The sequence below is a fragment of the Paenibacillus sp. BT-177 genome, assembly GCF_025846815.2.
GTDB classification, from domain to species: domain Bacteria; phylum Bacillota; class Bacilli; order Paenibacillales; family Paenibacillaceae; genus Paenibacillus; species Paenibacillus polymyxa_C.
The window spans coordinates 14,407-32,632 of record NZ_JAOYTP010000008.1 but is presented as its reverse complement, the minus strand read 5'-3'; the positions used below and the strand labels follow the sequence as shown (position 1 = coordinate 32,632).

Annotated in this window: 18 protein-coding genes; 4 read left to right on the top strand and 14 right to left on the bottom strand. The window is 45.0% G+C overall.

Going from position 1 to position 18,226, the window contains the following annotated elements:
- Window positions 1-107: 107 nt before the first annotated feature.
- Window positions 108-1,046 (top strand): glutaminase A, encoded by a 939-nt coding sequence (gene glsA, locus OIU26_RS20255; protein ID WP_264217810.1) that lies wholly within the window; start codon window positions 108-110, stop codon window positions 1,044-1,046.
- A gap of 71 nt (window positions 1,047-1,117) precedes the next feature.
- Here glsA and OIU26_RS20250 read toward each other — a convergent pair whose 3' ends face one another.
- A complete protein-coding gene (locus OIU26_RS20250) occupies window positions 1,118-1,984 on the bottom strand; it encodes a VOC family protein (protein WP_264217809.1) in 867 nt (288 codons plus the stop codon).
- A gap of 49 nt (window positions 1,985-2,033) precedes the next feature.
- The gene (locus OIU26_RS20245; protein ID WP_016820790.1) at window positions 2,034-2,447 is read right to left on the bottom strand and encodes a DoxX family protein; all 414 of its coding nucleotides are present in this window, start codon (window positions 2,445-2,447) and stop codon (window positions 2,034-2,036) included.
- A gap of 270 nt (window positions 2,448-2,717) precedes the next feature.
- On the opposite strand from OIU26_RS20245, the gene OIU26_RS20240 reads away from it, so the two are divergent.
- Window positions 2,718-3,257: a helix-turn-helix domain-containing protein gene (locus OIU26_RS20240; RefSeq protein ID WP_165080650.1), complete on the top strand. Its 540-nt coding sequence runs from the start codon at window positions 2,718-2,720 to the stop codon at window positions 3,255-3,257.
- Between the two features lie 114 nt (window positions 3,258-3,371).
- Here the strand turns inward: OIU26_RS20240 and OIU26_RS20235 are convergent, their stop codons facing one another.
- The 4 genes from OIU26_RS20235 to fumC form a co-directional block, all read right to left on the bottom strand.
- Window positions 3,372-4,376: a copper amine oxidase N-terminal domain-containing protein gene (locus tag OIU26_RS20235; RefSeq protein ID WP_264217808.1), complete on the bottom strand. Its 1,005-nt coding sequence runs from the start codon at window positions 4,374-4,376 to the stop codon at window positions 3,372-3,374.
- Between the two features lie 41 nt (window positions 4,377-4,417).
- On the bottom strand, window positions 4,418-5,539 hold the full coding sequence (locus OIU26_RS20230) for a phosphodiester glycosidase family protein (protein WP_264217807.1): 1,122 nt from the start codon (window positions 5,537-5,539) through the stop codon (window positions 4,418-4,420).
- A 219-nt stretch (window positions 5,540-5,758) separates the two neighbouring features.
- Window positions 5,759-7,225, bottom strand: a complete 1,467-nt coding sequence (locus tag OIU26_RS20225) for a potassium/proton antiporter (RefSeq protein ID WP_264217806.1) — start codon at window positions 7,223-7,225, stop codon at window positions 5,759-5,761.
- 200 nt (window positions 7,226-7,425) lie between these two features.
- Window positions 7,426-8,814, bottom strand: a complete 1,389-nt coding sequence (gene fumC, locus OIU26_RS20220) for a class II fumarate hydratase (RefSeq protein WP_264217805.1) — start codon at window positions 8,812-8,814, stop codon at window positions 7,426-7,428.
- A gap of 70 nt (window positions 8,815-8,884) precedes the next feature.
- Here fumC and OIU26_RS20215 point away from each other — a divergent pair, with 70 nt between their 5' ends.
- Window positions 8,885-8,989, top strand: coding sequence for a DUF3953 domain-containing protein (locus OIU26_RS20215; protein WP_436449183.1), 105 nt, complete (start codon window positions 8,885-8,887; stop codon window positions 8,987-8,989).
- On the opposite strand, the gene OIU26_RS20210 is transcribed toward OIU26_RS20215, so the two are convergent.
- The 5 genes from OIU26_RS20210 to OIU26_RS20190 form a co-directional block, all read right to left on the bottom strand.
- A complete protein-coding gene (locus tag OIU26_RS20210) occupies window positions 8,982-10,526 on the bottom strand; it encodes a 2-isopropylmalate synthase (protein WP_264217804.1) in 1,545 nt (514 codons plus the stop codon). The two genes, OIU26_RS20215 and OIU26_RS20210, sit on opposite strands and share 8 nt — an antisense overlap.
- A gap of 99 nt (window positions 10,527-10,625) precedes the next feature.
- Window positions 10,626-11,336 (bottom strand): FadR/GntR family transcriptional regulator, encoded by a 711-nt coding sequence (locus OIU26_RS20205; protein WP_040103650.1) that lies wholly within the window; start codon window positions 11,334-11,336, stop codon window positions 10,626-10,628.
- A gap of 151 nt (window positions 11,337-11,487) precedes the next feature.
- Complete coding sequence (locus OIU26_RS20200; protein WP_264217803.1) at window positions 11,488-12,507, bottom strand: aldose 1-epimerase; 1,020 nt, start codon at window positions 12,505-12,507, stop codon at window positions 11,488-11,490.
- A 136-nt stretch (window positions 12,508-12,643) separates the two neighbouring features.
- Complete coding sequence (locus OIU26_RS20195) at window positions 12,644-13,447, bottom strand: MBL fold metallo-hydrolase (protein ID WP_264217802.1); 804 nt, start codon at window positions 13,445-13,447, stop codon at window positions 12,644-12,646.
- 126 nt (window positions 13,448-13,573) lie between these two features.
- Window positions 13,574-13,870, bottom strand: a complete 297-nt coding sequence (locus OIU26_RS20190; RefSeq protein WP_013371376.1) for a hypothetical protein — start codon at window positions 13,868-13,870, stop codon at window positions 13,574-13,576.
- Window positions 13,871-14,033: 163 nt separating this feature from the next.
- Between OIU26_RS20190 and OIU26_RS20185 the strand changes: the two genes are divergently transcribed.
- Window positions 14,034-15,266, top strand: coding sequence for an aminopeptidase (locus OIU26_RS20185; RefSeq protein WP_013371377.1), 1,233 nt, complete (start codon window positions 14,034-14,036; stop codon window positions 15,264-15,266).
- A gap of 75 nt (window positions 15,267-15,341) precedes the next feature.
- Here the strand turns inward: OIU26_RS20185 and OIU26_RS20180 are convergent, their stop codons facing one another.
- The 3 genes from OIU26_RS20180 to bioB all read right to left on the bottom strand — a co-directional run bounded on the left by OIU26_RS20180 (window position 15,342) and on the right by bioB (window position 18,148).
- A complete protein-coding gene (locus tag OIU26_RS20180; protein WP_025678931.1) occupies window positions 15,342-15,833 on the bottom strand; it encodes a hypothetical protein in 492 nt (163 codons plus the stop codon).
- A gap of 158 nt (window positions 15,834-15,991) precedes the next feature.
- Window positions 15,992-17,104 carry a glycerol dehydrogenase gene (locus OIU26_RS20175; protein ID WP_264217891.1) on the bottom strand — a complete coding sequence of 371 codons (1,113 nt, stop codon included), beginning with the start codon at window positions 17,102-17,104 and terminating at the stop codon, window positions 15,992-15,994.
- 36 nt (window positions 17,105-17,140) lie between these two features.
- Window positions 17,141-18,148, bottom strand: a complete 1,008-nt coding sequence (gene bioB / locus OIU26_RS20170; protein ID WP_264217801.1) for a biotin synthase BioB — start codon at window positions 18,146-18,148, stop codon at window positions 17,141-17,143.
- Window positions 18,149-18,226 lie beyond the last annotated feature (78 nt).

The window sequence follows — 18,226 nt, the reverse complement described above, 5'->3', positions numbered from 1 at the left end:
CATCAGAGCTTGTTTTTCGACTGAAAATTTCTTTAAAATAAGTATATAGCTACTTCTTGCTCTACAATAAAATACCACAGATTGGTTACTCGACTGGAGGAAAAGAAATGACATCGGAGTGGCAAAGATTACAGACCAAACTGCCGGAATGGGTAGAACAAAGCCGCCATGAGTATATTCATGGCAAGGTAGCAGCATATATTCCCGAACTGTCCAAAGCTCCGGCCGACGCGCTGGGTATTGTGGTAATGAACGGTGCGGGTGAGACCGTGGTAGCCGGAGATACGGAAATACAATTTACGATGCAGAGCATCTCAAAGGTATTTACGCTCATTCTGGCCTTGATGGATAATGGAGAGGACGTTGTCTTCTCTAAGGTGGGGATGGAGCCTACCGGGGACCGTTTTAATTCCATGCTAAAGCTAGAACTGGTTGAGCCGGGGATACCGTTTAATCCACTGATTAACGCTGGAGCAATTGCTGTCTCCTCTCTGATTCGCGGAAACAGTCCAGAAGAGAGATTTGCCCGTGTCCTTCAATTTTTCCGTCTGCTTACTCATAATGACACATTGGAATATGATCAGGATGTCTACGATTCAGAATCAGCCACAGGCCATTTAAACCGTTCCCTTGCTTATTTTCTAATGGAAAAGGGGATTTTAAGAGGTCATGTGGAGGATGTGCTTGACGTCTATTTCAGACATTGTGCTGTCAAATTGAACTGTACAGATTTAGCACGTATGGGACTCATACTAGCCTACAATGGCCGTGATCCGATCACAGGTATACCTCTGATTCCCCGTCGCTATGTACAGATCGCCAAAACATTTATGACAACATGCGGTATGTATGACGCCTCTGGTGAATTCGCCATTCAAGTCGGGCTCCCTGCCAAAAGCGGCGTATCTGGCAGTATAATGACGATGGTACCTGGACGATACGGCATCGGGTTAGTGGGACCTTCATTGAATCGTATGGGCAACAGTACAGCGGGGGTACACTTGCTGGAGACAATGTCCCGCGATTTGGATTGGAGTTTGTTTTAGGATATAAAAAAAGGGTATTCCCAGCCAGTACGGCTCATAGGAATACCCTTTTCTGTTACGTTCTTGCTATGTTAAATGGTTTGACCATGAACCAATTTGATTTGAATACGGAACGGGTCAGCCACATACAAGGCCCCATCACGTTCTTGCAATCGATAACCTGCCGCAGTCAAACGAGCAGTAATGGCATCCAATTCTTGTTGGTCTGGAACAATCAGTTCAAAATAATCCAATCCAGCAGCCTGTTCTGGAGCTGGTAGCGCTCCTTCACCTGCCCATATATTCAAGCCCATATGGTGGTGGTAGCCACCTGCGGAAACGAACAGGGCTGAAGATCCATATCGGCACGTAATGTCAAAGCCAAGCACATCGCAATAAAATTGCTGTGCTGTGCGCAAATTAGATACATGGAAGTGAACGTGCCCAATTACTGTTTCCTGTGGCAGCCCCTGCCAAGGTATATTTTCAGAAATGGCAATCAGGTCTTCTGCATCCACGGGACCTGTTCCCATCATGTAAAATCCATCTGCATCTCTTTTCCATTGATCACGAGGACGATCCGCATAGATTTCAATCCCGTTATTATCGGGATCATGGATGTATAGTGCTTCACTTACATCATGATCTCCCTGTCCGATTTCAATCTCATGAGCTAGCAGATTACGCAAAGACAGGCCAAGAGCTACACGGTTCGGTAGAAGAATAGCAAAGTGATATAATCCGGCTACGGACTGGCGCGGCAGAATAACTGCATTTTCAATATAGTTAAGGATCAGTAGCGCATGCTTTCCGTCGACAGTCAATTCAGCGGTATCCGCCGTTTGACGCAGAAGCTGTAAACCAACGACCTCAGTGTAAAATTGAATCGAACGCTCCAAGTTACTAACTTTTAATGAAACCTGCCCGATTTTAGTGTTGTCATGAATATGTGCTGTCATCAGATTTCCCTCTTTCTACATGGATTGGAGGACTAAGGCTTAATCAAATTTATTGTTCTGTTGACCCACGACGGCTGAACAAAGAATCCAGAGACCAGCGAGTTGTCGGTGCAAATACGAGATGAAGAGCTACCAGAATAAAAGCAATATCCAGCTCATAGCCAGCGCCTTGACCATTCCCCATCAACCCGCCAGACAATTTGGCCGTGAAAATAGCGCCGATCAATACAATAACTAATAGTCCGGATACATAACGAGTAAGCAATCCAAGAATTAATGCAATCCCGCCGACCAACTCTATCACCGCAACGACATAACCTAAAAATCCTGGGACACCAATGCTGGAAAACCAGCCTGCAACATTACCCAATCCCATTTGGAATTTAGCAATTCCGTGTGCCAAAAACAAAATTCCGAGCGCCACCCGCATAATTGTAGAAACATTTCTGCTTGCTGAACTCATCTTTATCTCTCCATTCTGTTTGTTTTAATACACTCATACAAGTGTATATGAATAATTAATTTATATTACTAATAACTTGGTTAAAAAAATAATAACTTCTGAATCTATACAGCAACACATAAGTGTGAATCAAACTCAAATTATTAGTAATAGTAATAATTATTTTGTAAAGTGAATTTAGCATAAGAAACTATAGTCTGTCAACAAATTATTTGGTATGATGAATAATAAATTAGTATACATTATATTTTCTAAAAGGAGGAACGCTCTATGGGTATAGGATGCAACATTCGCGCGGCTCGTAAACGTAAAAATTTATCCATCCAGCAAATATGCGAACGAACCGGTCTATCTCAAGGGTTTATGAGTCAAGTAGAAAATAATAAAACTTCCCCTTCCATCGCTACATTGGACAGCATCGCTAATGCGCTGAACGTACCTCTCGCATTTCTGCTTCTTAAAGAAGAGGAACGGATGCAAGTGATTCGTAAGGACGAGCGCCGTAAAACATTGTATGGTAAAAACAAGCTCCAGGTCGATCATTTGGGTGGTCAGGGTAATGTCAAAATGATGCTGGTGGACATGCCGCCAGGCTCATCTACAGAAGAAGAGCATGCTCATGCCGGGGATGAGATTCACTTTATTTTGGAGGGTACGGTATACGTGGAGCAGGGCGAGGATTCAGCTACGCTGGAAGCAGGAGATTCCTTTAGCTGGAGAGCAGCCATCCCCCACTATGCCAAAAATGTTGGAGAAAACAACGCGCGTATTCTGATCGCCGTATTTCTCGAAGCAGAACATGACGTCTAATAAAAGTTTGAGCAACTTACAAGGTCAATCATCATTTCAGTGTAAAAAGCGTGTACCGGGAAGTTAAATTAACTTCAACGATACACGCTTTTTGTAATAGCTGTTTAACTCATCTTACTCTATCGCCTGCTGGGCATCTGTACGCGATTCCCACGGCAGCTTGAAGGTTTTCATGATCTGCTTGGCATTGGCTGGGAGTCCGCTTACCGGATCACCCGTCGTACCCAACAGCTCTTCTTTTTTATTCGTAGTAATACGCCCATAATAAGTAGAGCTGCTGTCCCCCCATCCTGTAGTATACTCGTAGATCAGCGGCTTATTTAATTTCGGATAGGTTCCCCACTGATCTTTGGCTTTATTGGCCAAAAACAGCTCCAGTGGATCGTATTCCATCGTAAAGGTTTTATCAAAGGGAGCTCCCACATACCCTTCATAGGTAACAATCGGAAAACCGTCCTTCACTTCAACCAGACTCAGCACATCCCCGTTCACTGTAAAATACCGCAATGCTTCGCCTTGGGGGAACATATAGACACTGGACAGCAGCTCAGTGTTAGGACGATGTGCTTCTATATAAGGATGGACAGAACGTCTTTCTAAGTGGATTAATGCTTCACGTGCTGCCACGAGATCTCCCTCATATATTTGTTCTTTTAGTTTACCGTGAATCGGTGGCTGGATCTGAATCTGTGTATTTGTCTTCTCCAACGTATAACCTAAATCAAGCGATACATCTCTAAGAGGCACATATACGTCTTTACCTACAACCTCAAATGTAAGCTGCTGCTTGTTTTTACGTGATTTCTCCTTAAGAACTAAGGGTTCAGCCCACTTTTGCAGCGTGACCTGCTTTTTTTTAGCATCCCAATGGTAGCTTGCACCTACAGCTTCAGCCAAAGGGTTAAGCGGTACCATGAGCTTACCGTCAATCAATAGAGATTTGGTCTTGTTGTTTAAGGGTTGACCGGCTATAACAATATCTGTTAGTTGTGTTGATTGAGGTGCTGTGGTTCCCTGTTCAACCGCTTTGGCTTCTCCTTGATGCATTGTTGTCAAGAGTAATGGAAGCATCAGCAAGGCGACAAACAATCGCTGAAATCCTGTTCGATCTAGCTTCATTATGAGTCTCCGTTCACTTAATAGACTTGTTCATTCCGGCTCTATTTCTTTTTGGCTGCGTCAATGTCTCCAGGTCTCATCCCTGCCCAGATGTTCGGGATACTGACGGCCTCTGGATGCTCAAATACGAGAAACGCAGTCGGCAAATATCGTTCTCCGTATTCAGAGGAAGGCTTGTTGACAATGGTGTTATCCTTGACGAGCACCGTTGATGAACCTCCATCCAGATTAGCACCGATAACCGCTCCATGTTTAAGTAAAATATTTTGCATATCATACAAGTTGGCACCTATGCTGTACCCAGGCTGGCGACCGTCGACGGTTACGAAAAGGATTGCCCCGTCTGCTCTCTGTCCCATCGCGGTACGGGGAGCAATGCCCCATCCCTCGCTTGCATTGCGAATCAGACCTTTTCCATTCACGATTAGCCGTGGTTGGAAAGTAACCGCTTCTTGCACATTCATTTTGGACAACTCGGACAACGAATAGTGACCGGCTATCATTTTTCCCTGTTTATCAATACCTACGATTTGAACAGAGGCATTTTTACCCATATCGTTGTAGTATATCTGACCCTGAGAAATGACAACACCAATCGGTTTAAAGCCATTCCCGTTCCAGTTGGGATCAGCGAATCCACCGCCATTCACACCAGCAACAGCCCCCAAACGCTCGACCATGCTAGATACATGTTCTCCCCGGCCGACTTTAGCAGGAACCCCGAGCCTAATTTTAGTGGGGTCATGCACCGTCATAACATAGCCATGATAGTTACGACTTGACACCTCTTCCACTTCAACCAACGGCGTTTGTTGTACTTTAGTAGGTATCAGATCAGGCAAGTTGATTGTATGTCTATCCTTCTCTTCACCCATCTCTTCGAACCGGGCCGAATATTCAGCCACGCGCTTCTTCGCCTCTGCTTCGCCGATAAAATATTTCGCCCAGTGACGATGCTGAGTCGTAATCAGCGTGTCTGCAGCCAAATAGCGCATGTCCTTGCCAGAAGGGGTTAAAAACAACCATGCACCACCTCCAATTCCTGCTAACAGGAATACAATAAAAAGTCGCAGCATAAAGCGACCAAATTTTCCTTTTCGTTTCTTTTTCTTATTTTTCTGCCTGCGAGCTGCTGCACGCTGTGGCAAGACTTCCGGTTTCATTCATCATCTCTCCTGTTTGGTGACTTCTATCGTATTTCTTCACTATTGCCCATCAAATGATCAGTAGCGATAGGCTGCGACATCTAACGACAATATCATAAACTAATTTTGTAGAATGATAGTGTCAATTTTTTAACAGATTCATCCACTCTGAAAAAGAATACAGCAAAAAGCCCTTCACATTTATGTGAAGGACTGTAAATAGGGGGGATATCCTATTTACGGAGCAGCCTCCGGTTCGAGTAGCATGAACAGCTCTTTCATCTGCTGTCGCTTAAGTTTGGGACTAAGCACATACAAAGTATCGCCCGGTTCAATCACAGTTGTACCTCTCGGGGCAATAATTTGCTCGTTCCGAATAATGGCTGTGAATAAGATGTCTTCAGGCAGCTGTATATCCTGAATCGCCTTGCCGGCTATCGACATCCCCTTTTGTACCTGAATGTGGTTGATTTCCGAAGTGGTTTTTCCCAAAGAAACTAATTCCAGCAGTGAAGGCGACGATGTCTCGTTAGGGTCCATCAAGCCAAGCTTCACCGCTAGCCACGAGATCGTGGTACCTTGAATAATCGCAGAGGTGAGCACGACGAAAAATACGACATTAAAAAACAAAGGTCCTACATCCATTTCATCCAGTAATGGATAAGTTGCTAGTACAATGGGTACCGCCCCCCGCAGTCCTGCCCAGGATAACAGTGTCTTCTCGCGTACAGAGTACCTGGAAAAAAGCAAGCTTAGGAACACGCCTATTGGACGAGCCACGAGCATGAGGATGAAGGAAAGCGCCAAGCTTTGCCACGCAATGCCCAGCAATTGATCGGGAAAGACCAACAGGCCGAGCAGGACAAACATCATAATCTGCACCATCCAGGCGAAGCCATTGTTAAAATGAATAATGGATCGCTTGTAGGTCAAGTCGGAATTTCCCAATACAATGGCCATGACATAAACGGCCAGCAATCCGCTCGCCTCCAGTAACGATGCCGCCGCATACGTCAAGACCGCAAATGCCAATGCCATCACAGGATACAAACCGGATGAATCAAAATTCATTTTATTAATCGCATATACACCTAAGCGTCCGAGTACAAAACCAACGGCTAAACCAAAACCCATTTCCCATAAAAACAACAAGATATGTATCCAAATGGATTGCTCAGGGTGATGTATCAGCTCAATCAATGTTACTGTGAGAAATACAGCCATCGGGTCATTGCTGCCGGATTCCGCTTCAAGCGTCGAGGTAATTCGCTTTTTGATGTTTTTACCTCCTAAAACGGAAAACACAGCTGCCGCATCCGTCGAACCAACAATAGCGCCAAACAGCATGGATTCCATCCAGCTTACGCCTAAAATAAACTTGGCGCAGACGCCAATGACAACAGTCGTGATGATGACTCCTAACGTTGATAATGACAACGCAGGTCGAATTACTGGCTTAACATCTGCAAACTTTGTCTGCATCCCGCCTTCAAACAAGATTACAATGAGCGCAAGAATGCCCACCAGCTGTGTGATAAAGGCATTATCAAAATAAATAAACTGACTGAGCACCATGCCTACGGCAATAAACAAAACAAGCGCAGGCATACCGAAACGGCTGGAAAATTTGGTAGTCAGCACACCGACCAGCAGCAAGCCGGACAGCAAAAGCACAATCAAATTAATCACGGTTGTCTGTTCCATACGGCTTCTCCTATCTTGAAAATAAATGTTCATTTTTTCGCCTTCTAACTATATACCCTCAAATCACACAGAATACTAATCTTAAGTAAAAAAATTATAGGAGAAAATTAAAAAATCCAGCTTATGGTCTGTGCTAAATCGGCACTCCATAAGCTGGTCTGTAATTTTTATAGGTGTTAAGCTACAACAATTGTCGTGCTTTAGGCTTTAGGATGAATCATATGCGCTGGTACAACATATTGATCAAACTGCTCTTCAGTCAGCAGTCCGCTACGGAGTGCCGCTTCCTTTAGAGACAGTCCTTCCGCATGTGCAAGTTTGGCGATTTTAGCGGCATTTTCATAGCCGATATGTGGATTCAATGCTGTCACCAACATCAGTGAATTGTTCAAATTGTGCTCAATCTTAGCGAGATCAGGCTCGATGCCGACGGCACAGTTGTCATTAAAAGCAATGATGGAATCAGCCAGCAGATGAACTGATTGCAAAAAATTGTATATGATTACTGGTTTAAACACATTTAGTTCGAAATTCCCTTGACTTGCTGCAAAGCCGATGGCTGCATCATTACCCATGACTTGCGTAACGACCATCGTTAGTGCTTCACTCTGAGTCGGATTTACCTTACCAGGCATAATGGAGCTACCTGGCTCGTTAGCAGGAATCGTGATTTCGCCCAAGCCGCTCCGTGGACCACTAGCCAACCAGCGAACATCATTGGCGATTTTCATCAAATCTGCAGCTAACGCTTTGATTGCTCCATGTACAGCCACCACTTCATCGTGACTGGTCAGTGCATGAAATTTATTAGGTGCAGAAGTGAACGTTTTGCCAGTGAATCCGGATATTTCCGCAGAGGTTCGGGAACCAAACTCTGGATGAGCATTAATTCCTGTACCCACTGCTGTTCCGCCAATCGCCAGCTCCTTCATATATTGAACCGTATCGACGATCATTCGTTTGCTTTTATCCAGCATGGCATACCAGCCGCTGATTTCCTGACCCAGTGTTAGTGGTGTCGCATCCTGTAAATGGGTTCGGCCAATTTTGATGATATCCTTGAATTGTTCTGACTTCTGTTGAAAAGTCTCCTTCAGCTTATCAATGGCAGGCAATAAACGGTCCTCAACGGCAATAACACCAGCTACATGAAGCGCTGTAGGAAACGTATCATTTGAGCTTTGTGACATATTCACATCGTCATTCGGATGCAGCTTCGCATCTTTTCCCTGTTCTTGAAGCCATTGGCTGCCCAGATGAGCAATCACTTCATTGACATTCATATTGGACTGCGTTCCGCTCCCTGTCTGCCATACAACCAACGGGAAATGGTCATCGACTCGTCCAGCTAAAATTTCGTCCGCTGCATAAATAATGGCGTCCTGCTTTTCCTGAGATAGCTTACCCAACTTATAGTTGCTGATCGCCGCACTCTTTTTGAGCACCGCGAACGCCTGAATGACCTCTACTGGCATTTTCTCCGAGCCAATCGGGAAATTTTCCTTACTGCGCTGTGTTTGCGCTCCCCACAAACGGTCTGCCGGTACTTTGATTTCGCCCAACGTATCCTTTTCAATGCGGTAGTTCAACTCATTTCCTCCTCTTGGCCTATGTAATTCAGACAAAATATGGTGATCTTCTTTGCCTATTATACATTAAATTTCAAATGTTATCATATATTTTGCAAGCGCTTTTTTTACAATAGGGTTAGAGGAGAGACAGAAGAAAAATTCAGCTATGAGCTTGATTACCAGTCTCAGCTAATCGTGATGTTGCTTTTGGCATGAACTTCTTTTCTGCCCAGTAGCTTGTTTAGTGCGTCGATATAAGCTTTAGCGCTAGCTTCCAAAATATCTGTACTTGTACCTCTTCCCAGTGCTGTGTATTCACCTTGCCTCAAAATAGCGTGGACTTCCCCCAACGCATCTTTGCCGTACGTTACAGACTGGATGGAGTAATCCTCCAATTCCACCACTTCCCCACTGGCCTTGTCTATCGCATTGAAAATCGCATCTGCAGAACCATTACCCATCGCTACTTCATCAATCGATGTACCATCTTGCTTATTCAGCCGTATGGAGGCGACTGGGACCGACTGATTACCATAAGACACCTGAATGGAATTTAGCGTGTAAATTTGAGGCGAGGCATTGCGGCTTTCATCCATCAGGACGAGTAAATCTTCATCCAGCACCTGTTTTTTCTTATCCGCCAAGGCTTTGAATTTGCGGAACGCATCCTGAAGCTGTTCCTCTGTCAAAACATCAAAGCCCATGTCCGCCAGCTTTTCCTTAAACGCATGACGTCCCGAATGCTTGCCTAATACAAGTTTACTCGTCTTCAGACCAATGCGATCAGGGGATACGATCTCATACGTTGTACGCTCCTTCAGCATTCCGTCCTGGTGTATACCGGACTCGTGTGCAAATGCATTGGCCCCCACAATAGCCTTGTTTCCTGGTACCGACATCCCTGTACGTTTGCTTACCAGTCGACTGGTGGCATACAGCTCCTCCAAAATCAGACTCGTTTGTGCACCATAGAGATCGGTTCTCGTATCAAGGGCCAGTGCGACCTCCTCGATAGGTGTATTTCCGGCTCGCTCACCGATGCCATTAATGGTACCTTCAAATTGATCTACACCGTTACGGATAGCTGCCAGCGTATTGGCTGTTGCCATGCCAAGATCATCATGACAGTGTGTGCTAAGCTGTATTTTTTCGATACCTGGTACTTGTTGTTTTACGATTCTAAACATTTCTCCAAATTGATCTGGCGAGGCATATCCCACCGTATCCGGCAAATTGACGACTGTCGCCCCAGCGCGAATTGCCATATCTACAACTTCACAAATAAAGTCCAACTCGGTACGACTGGCATCCTCTGCCGAAAATTCTATCTTGCTAAAATACTTGCGTCCATAACGAATGGCCGCGGCAGCGGTCTCTAAAACCTTCGCTTTATCCATTCGCAGCTTATGCTGGCGATGAATAGGTGAGGTAGCTAGGAACAAGTGAAGACAAGCGTCCTCCGCCCCCCGTAGAGCTTCTCTGACCGCATCTATATCCTGCTCTTTCGAGCGTGCAAAACCAACCAGTGTTGCTTGGGTGACCTGTTTGGCAATTTTCTGCATGCTGACGATCTCACCAGGTGAGGTTGCCGGAAAGCCAGTCTCAATCCGATCGACGCCTAATTTTTGAAGCTGAAGAGCTATTTCCACCTTTTCTGTGCTGGTTAAGCTAACTCCTGGTGATTGTTCTCCATCTCTTAACGTTGTGTCCAACACCCATATTTTTCGCATACAGATACCACCTTTGGTTTGATTTTAGGAGATGCTCAAAGTAGAAGGTTTATACATCATTCTATTCATCCGATCATCTGATGTTTAAGATTAAAAAAATTAAGAACTTCCCATATGCTTTTGCAGCTCCAGCTTGGTGCCGTCCAAATGCTGAATACTATACAGTTCTGCAGCTTTGCCATCCTGATCCAAGATCGCTTCATAAATTTTTTCATGTTGAAGTGTAAAATGATTTTGCATTGCTGGATCGGTAATCAGATTGCTCAGCGCCTTGCGAATAGCCTCTACAAAGCTGCGGTAGACGTCCGTAAGCACCTTATTGCCTGTAGCTGCTGCAACAGCCAAGTGAAAAGTGATATCCGCATCCAAGTACCCATTCATATCTCCAGCGGCCAATGTCGCAGCTCGACGGTCCAGCGCCTCCCGCATCAAGCGTAAATCTTCGTCATTACGACGTAACGCAGCTAATCTGGCAATCTCCAGTTCCAGCACGCTCCGCACTTCATAAACTTCAATAATTTCAGCGCGGCTTAGTCGGTAATCCAATGGTTCTTGAGAAGTCGTTGGTTGGCAGACAAAGGTTCCGTGTCCTTGCTTTTTCTCTAATAGACCGGCATGCACCAGTACGCTAACCGCCTCACGAACTGTAGATCGCCCGACTCCAAATAGCTTCATAAGCTCGGGTTCCGTTGGAATCCTAGTGCCCACATTCCATTCACCAGCAGCAATTTTTCGTTGCAGCTGCTCAGCCACTTCATCGGCAATTTGCTTGCGTTTGACGGCTTGAAAAGGCACCATTTCATAATTCATCTGATCATCTCCTGTTTCGTATCATACTATGACACATTGCTTTTCTGCAACCTATTTCACCTTCCTTCCCCATTATCTTTTATATAAGACCTTACCAATCGAAAAAGCTTGCACCGTTCATCACGATGCAAGCTTATGAGGATAGAGAATATTAAGATTTCGTTTTATTCGGAATAACACAATACAGACGGCTGGTTGTTTCAAAAATATGCCCCGGAGCCAGTGCAATTAACCCGATGTCTTCCGCAGGCAAGTCCGGTCGATTCGGTGCATTGATCATGTTCATTTGGGGTTCGGGACAGATAAATTCCTTGTTCGCTTTGTTGTTCCAGATCATCCAATGCTTATAAGCAGTGCCTACATCGTATACAAGGGTAGCACCTGTCTTACTGTGTGTAAGTTCCATGTAGTTACGTCCATTTTGCGGAGCCGCCGTATAATGATTATCCATAGAGGCAAAATAAGGGCTAACTCCTGTTGTCTTCATCAATTCCTCTTCCGGGGATAACGGTTGGAACTGCCCAGTGGCCAACAATCGATCTGTCAGCTCACGCCGCTCACCGATCGTAACCTTAATCTTGTAATCCTCAGGCGAGCTATCAGGTACAAACGGTACCCGAATGGCTGTGTGAAAGGCAAACAAGTTGGGAATCGGCTGATCCCCCTCGTTATGAATCACATAACGCTGATGCAGGCCGAATTCGTCCAGGCTGTACGTCAGCTTCATTGTAAAGGTGAAGGGTAGATAACGGAACATAGGATGCCCTTCCCTTACATGCTGATTCATTACTACATAACTACCTTGCTCCCCGGAGCCGTAGTCCTCAACCTCCCACCGAACGGTGTGTAAAAAGCCGTGCAAATGGTTATGGGTAGCCTCTTCATTAATTGGCAGCTCATATGTAACACCATTCCACAGGAATTTTCCATCCTCATACCGATTCGGAGGGAACAAAAAAGGAATTCCGTAAACGGATGGGCTTTGTTTAAAAGCCTCTATGCTCTCAGCATCCGGCTCACGTAGAAAAGAATATCCCGTCTCATTGTCACGAAAAGAAATCAGATTTGCGCCGTTTCCTGGCAGGGCAACCGCTTCATATCGTCCAAATTTAAGACGAATCGCCGGTATTCCATAATAAAGATCACCAATTGCAGTATGCTGTTGTGTCATCAAAAATCCTCCTTGATGAAATGACGATGTTTAATGAAAGCGTTTAGCTTTTGGCTTGACTATACCATGTCCAGCAAAAAAATTCCACGTCAACACAAAAAAACGATGCCCCGCAAGGCATCGTCCTTCACACATATTACACATAGCGTCCCTGTTTGGGTACTGCCATGTGTTCAAAATTCCCAGCCAGCCGTTCCAACTGATCGGTCAGCTCGGTACCTTGCATGAAATGTCCATGCCCTGTAACTGCAATTGCGGGCTTTAAACCAGCTAACATTTTCACTGACCGCTGTGCAGCTTGCCAATCTGTTGTAAAATATGCAGGCGGTCCGTGGATTTCTTTTTCCTGTAAAAGCACAGCCAATGCCGATTCCTGCTTTACCGTGATAAAAGCGTCACCAGCCACCATTAAGCGTCTCCGCTCATGAAAAAGCGATACATGACCAGGCGTATGTCCTGGTGTGTGTAGCCACTTCCAACCAGGGGCGCCGGGGATACTGCCATCTTGGGGCAAGGAGGTGATGCGATCATCGAGATCTATAGCATCATTGGGGTACAAAAAGGAAATTCCCGACATCAAACCTCCCCCCACACTAGGGTCAGGTTTTTGATAATCTTTCATTCCCGTTAAATAAGGTAGTTCCAAAGGGTGTGCATAGACAGGCGTACCCCAATGCTGTACCAACTCAATAACCGAACCTACATGGTCAAAATGACCGTGAGTAAGCACAATAGCAACCGGAGGACCCGTAAACCGTTCCTCAGCCAGGCGTATAATCGAGTCTGTGAATCCTGCCATCCCCGTATCCACCAGCACCCAGGATCGGCTTCCCGGCTCTCCGATAAAACACACATTTACAAACAGCGTCCGTAAGCTTAGGAGATCGGGAGCAGCCTCTTCATTTGCCGTCATTCCTTCGGTGAACAGATGATTTGCCAAAGCTTCACCCTCCTATTCACATGGAATTTCTTGTTATACTCGACCTATAGGCTTCCCCCATGTCAGCAGATTATGCGGACACTGCTAAATATAATCCGCTTGTCACGAAAATAGACCATGTTTACATTACTCGGGTAATTTACTCCATGCCGCATCCAGCAAATAGTCGAAAAGATCATCGTTCTCTTCAATCCAGCTATCCATCTGTAACATTTCTTCCTCCAAGCGCGGCTCTCCAGCAAAATGGAGACTATAATCCCACTCCTTTCCCTTTTTACTGTGGAAGGTAATTTCATATATAGAACTCTGTCCGTCTACTCCAAATACCACTTGACCTAAATATGCACCGTTCTCATCTCTTGTCATTTGTGCCTGTTGAATATGTACTTCTTTCAATTCCTGAGAAGAATTTTGCTCTGTCATTTATTTAACCGCCCTTTCATTTTCACTAAAAAGTACCAAAACTGATTTGTGAACCTTTTCGTTACATTGTACAATATATAAGCTATGTGTGGAATTTGCAAAAAAACTGTGCGAATTACCCTATTCTTATTTGAGGCTTTTTCGTGAAATGGAGGAAAGTTACATGTCAGATTTTCAACAAAAATTGCAGAAATATGCGGAATTAGCCGTTCGAGTGGGCGCGAATGTCCAACCTGGGCAGACACTTATCGTTCATGCGCCAATCTTGTCCGCCGAACTCGTACGACTTATCGTTAAATCAGCGTATACTGTCGGAGCCAAGCTGGTAAAAGTAAAATGGAGTGATGAGACGGTTACCCGATTACAGTATGAACTAGCTCCTGATGAAACTTTTAATATTGCTCCCAAATGGTACGCAGCCGAAATGACTGAAGAAGTGGAAAATGGCGCTGCAGTACTCCATGTCATTGCCGAGAATCCTGATTTGCTTCAAGGGATTCCGTCCAGCAGAATTACCGCTGCCCAGCGTGTGCGATCACATGAATTACGGCAATACCGTGAATACCAAATGGCTGACAAGTTCAGCTGGTCTCTGATTGCTTATCCTTCAGCAGAATGGGCAGCCAAAGTGTTCCCTGATCTGCCAGCTTCCGAGCAAATGGATAAACTGTGGGAAGCCATTTTCAGCACTGTACGTGTGGATCTGGACAACCCTGTGGAGGCGTGGAATGAGCATTTGAAAACTCTTTCCAGCAAAGCTGATATTTTAAACTCCAAACGCTATAAAAAGCTGCATTATCTGGCTCCAGGCACAGACCTCACCATCGAACTTGCAAAAGACCATCTGTGGGTAGCAGCCGAAAGCATCAACCAACAGGGACATAGTTTTGTAGCCAACATGCCTACTGAAGAGGTATTTACTGCTCCACTTAAAACGGGAGTAAACGGTAAAGTCAGCAGCACCAAGCCACTCAGCTACAGTGGCAACATTATCGACAACTTCTCACTGACCTTTGAAAATGGACGTATTGTCGATGTACAGGCCGAAACCGGCTTGGAGACTCTCCAGCATCTCGTAGAAATGGACGAAGGTTCACACTACCTGGGCGAGGTTGCGCTCGTGCCTCACAAGTCACCGATCTCTGACAAAAATATTTTATTCTACAATACATTGTTTGATGAAAATGCCTCGAACCATCTGGCTATCGGTAATGCCTATGCATTCAACCTTAAAGGTGGTAAAGATATGACTCAAGAGCAGTTGGCTGCCAACGGTCTGAACTCCAGTCTGACTCACGTCGACTTTATGATTGGTTCAGGTGAAATGGACATCAACGGCGTTACCGAAGACGGTACTGAGGAACCGATCTTCCGTAAAGGAAATTGGGCGATCTAACACGGCAAAAAAGGCTCTCACCGCTTTATGCGGGAGAGCCTTCTTGCTTCGTCCGTTAGGATATGTTACCTATATTCACAGTGTATTAATCCAATAGTTCGCTGCAAGTCCAAAAACGATTTGTACTATGCTGATGATGAAAAAGACAATAAAGCAGCTTACGACTCTTCGATTAATGGTTTGATGTAAGGATAAAGATGATTTCACATAGAACATACTACCTAATATCCCTAAACACAGACCAAAGACGCCTGCAAATAACCACCCTATAACCAAGCTGACCACTACAAAAGCCCAACTCCAGCCCGGAGCCTTACTTACTGGAACATAAGGTTGATTGGACCCAAGATATATACCGTTTACAGCTAAATCTGCTTTGTTGCCAATGACTACAACATTCAGAGCTTTCTCCTTTAATCTTATTGGAAAATCAATCAAGTTTAAAAATGCGTTCTGGCTTTTCACCTTCTGCTCGCTACCATTCACAATGACTTTTCCACCGTTAAAGCCACGCTTATACTCAATAGTATATTGAGTACCTTGATCTTCCACATTCCATTTTGCCATCGTTAAACTCCTCTCAAAATTTAGGGGAGCCGTAAATATACTCCCGGGATTACCTAATTATGTACCATGAAAATCATACCATAAGCTGCAAGTTAAATAATGGAAAAAGGCCGCTTATTAGCGACCTCTGAATCTACTTTATTAGTATGGGATTAGTTTCAATGTCCAATTTTAGCCTTGTAGGCAACTGAATACTGGTCAGCTGCTAAGATTGCATCAAGCACATCATCCGCTGTAACAGCAAATGGTAAATTGTGAGCTGTTTCGCCTTCTTTGGTAGCAGCCTGAGCTACCCGGTATAAATCCTCTCGTGAGGCTTCATGCAGCTTAATGTCTTCCAGCGTAACAGGCAGGTCCAGTTTTAGATAAAAATCAATATACCGCTCCACCTCAGTTAAAGGTCTTTTTTCCAAGGCAAGCTGTACTAAGGTGCCAAAAGCTACTTTTTGACCATGCGTCAGGTGATGAATGTCTCCTTCGAGTACGGTAAAACCGTTGTGAATGGCATGTGCGCCTGCCAAGCCACCGCTTTCAAAGCCCAAGCCGCTTAGCAACGTATTGGCTTCCACCACCGCTTCAAGCGCCGGTGTAACAACTTTGCGTTTCACAGATTCATAAGCTTGCAGTCCGTAATCGAAAAGAACTTCCTCGCACTTGGACGCAATGGCTTCTGCCGCCAACGTTGGCAAACCACCAGCCATAGTGGTAGCACGAGCTTCAATGACTGCGCGGGCTTCAATCCACGTTGCCATAGCATCCGCAATGCCTGAGGAGAGGAACAAAGGCGGTGCTTGAGATATGACTTTCGTGTCAACCAGGATTAAGCTTGGATTTTTACTGAAAAAGGAATACGTATCAAATGCACCCTCATCGGTGTACAAAACAGATAGTGCACTGGTGGGTGCGTCTGTAGAGGCGGTCGTTGGAACAATCACAACTGAGGAATCGAGTAGCTCATTAACGGCTTTGGCGGTATCCAACGTTTTACCGCCACCTACACCAATGACAATATCGACCTGGCCGCTTCGTCCCTCATCAGCAATACGGTTTACTTCATTTTTGGATGCTTCCCCTTGAAACTCAACCTTTACCACCGTAATCTCAGCCTGTTCTAGACTTTTGACCACCCGATCGGCTGCAATCTCCCAAACCAGCTTGTCCGCAATAACCAAGGCCGTATGACCTAAAGGCTTAACATATTCACCTGTTTTATCAATCACATTTTTCCCTTGCACATATTTACCTGGACTAATAAATACTTTTTCGCTCATCATTCAACTCTCCCTTCCATGTTTGTACAACCTTTATTATACGGCTGAAAGAGCACACATCTCAATTTCAAAGCCAAGATCTTCTATCATTTGATGATCAGCGGTAACTTCTTGGCCTTCTGTCGTTAAATAATCTCCTACAAAAATCGAATTTGCTGCATAAAGGGATAGCGGTTGTAATGAACGCAGATTTAACTCCCTTCCGCCTGCAACACGTATTTCCTTGGATGGACAGATGAACCGGAACAGTGCCAACACCTTCAAAGCTTGGATCGGCGAGATCCGCTGTGCTTCTCCTAAAGGGGTTCCGGGGACTGGGTTCAGGAAATTAATCGGAATAGAGTCGGCATCCAACTCTCGTAAGGCATAAGCCATTTGAACGATTTCCTCATTCGTCTCCCCCATACCGATAATAACGCCAGAGCATGGAGACATTCCGTGTGATTGAGCCATTTTCACAGTTTCGACGCGTTGATCATATGTATGTGTGGTTGTAATCGAGGGATAGTTGGCCTTGCTTGTATTTAAATTATGATTGTAACGGTGTACCCCCGCATCTGCCAATCGCCGTGCTTGATCTCCCTTGAGAATCCCCAAGCAAGCGCAAATCTTGAGCGGCATGGTACGAGTAATTTCCTGTACAGCATCAATTACCTGATCCAGCTCCCGATCTGTCGGACCTTTGCCGGAAGCTACAATGCAATATGTCCCTGCTTTTCGTGCTACGGCTTCCCTTGCCCCAGCCAACAGTGATTCCTTGTCCAGCATACTATACTTGCTGACAGGTGCCGTGGAAACGATGGATTGTGAGCAATAACTACAATCCTCCGGGCACAGACCACTTTTGGCGTTCATGATCATATTGAGCTTTACTTTTTTTCCGTAAAAATGATGCCGCACCTGAAATGCAGCTTGCATAATCGGTAATATTTCTGCATCGTCCGCTTCCAGTACCGCCGTACCTTCTTCCAGCGTCAGATTGCTGAAATGGATCGCTTTTTCAGCTAATCGGCCCCAATCTACATCCTTATTGAATAAATTCATACTTCATCCTCCCTCATTTAAATGAACATGTAACCAGATGAGATTTTTAGCGTAAGGAAATTTGCTCCATTGTCAACC

Bases quoted from the DNA above. Each gene is read 5' to 3' on its own strand.
- glsA (WP_264217810.1), top strand. From the start codon at position 108: ATGACATCGGAGTGGCAAAGATTACAGACCAAACTGCCGGAATGGGTA.
- OIU26_RS20250 (WP_264217809.1), bottom strand. From the start codon at position 1,984: ATGACAGCACATATTCATGACAACACTAAAATCGGGCAGGTTTCATTA.
- OIU26_RS20245 (WP_016820790.1), bottom strand. From the start codon at position 2,447: ATGAGTTCAGCAAGCAGAAATGTTTCTACAATTATGCGGGTGGCGCTC.
- OIU26_RS20240 (WP_165080650.1), top strand. From the start codon at position 2,718: ATGGGTATAGGATGCAACATTCGCGCGGCTCGTAAACGTAAAAATTTA.
- OIU26_RS20235 (WP_264217808.1), bottom strand. From the start codon at position 4,376: ATGAAGCTAGATCGAACAGGATTTCAGCGATTGTTTGTCGCCTTGCTG.
- OIU26_RS20230 (WP_264217807.1), bottom strand. From the start codon at position 5,539: ATGAAACCGGAAGTCTTGCCACAGCGTGCAGCAGCTCGCAGGCAGAAA.
- OIU26_RS20225 (WP_264217806.1), bottom strand. From the start codon at position 7,225: ATGGAACAGACAACCGTGATTAATTTGATTGTGCTTTTGCTGTCCGGC.
- OIU26_RS20210 (WP_264217804.1), bottom strand. From the start codon at position 10,526: ATGCGAAAAATATGGGTGTTGGACACAACGTTAAGAGATGGAGAACAA.
- OIU26_RS20205 (WP_040103650.1), bottom strand. From the start codon at position 11,336: ATGAATTATGAAATGGTGCCTTTTCAAGCCGTCAAACGCAAGCAAATT.
- OIU26_RS20200 (WP_264217803.1), bottom strand. From the start codon at position 12,507: ATGACACAACAGCATACTGCAATTGGTGATCTTTATTATGGAATACCG.
- OIU26_RS20190 (WP_013371376.1), bottom strand. From the start codon at position 13,870: ATGACAGAGCAAAATTCTTCTCAGGAATTGAAAGAAGTACATATTCAA.
- OIU26_RS20185 (WP_013371377.1), top strand. From the start codon at position 14,034: ATGTCAGATTTTCAACAAAAATTGCAGAAATATGCGGAATTAGCCGTT.
- OIU26_RS20180 (WP_025678931.1), bottom strand. From the start codon at position 15,833: ATGGCAAAATGGAATGTGGAAGATCAAGGTACTCAATATACTATTGAG.
- OIU26_RS20175 (WP_264217891.1), bottom strand. From the start codon at position 17,104: ATGAGCGAAAAAGTATTTATTAGTCCAGGTAAATATGTGCAAGGGAAA.
- bioB (WP_264217801.1), bottom strand. From the start codon at position 18,148: ATGAATTTATTCAATAAGGATGTAGATTGGGGCCGATTAGCTGAAAAA.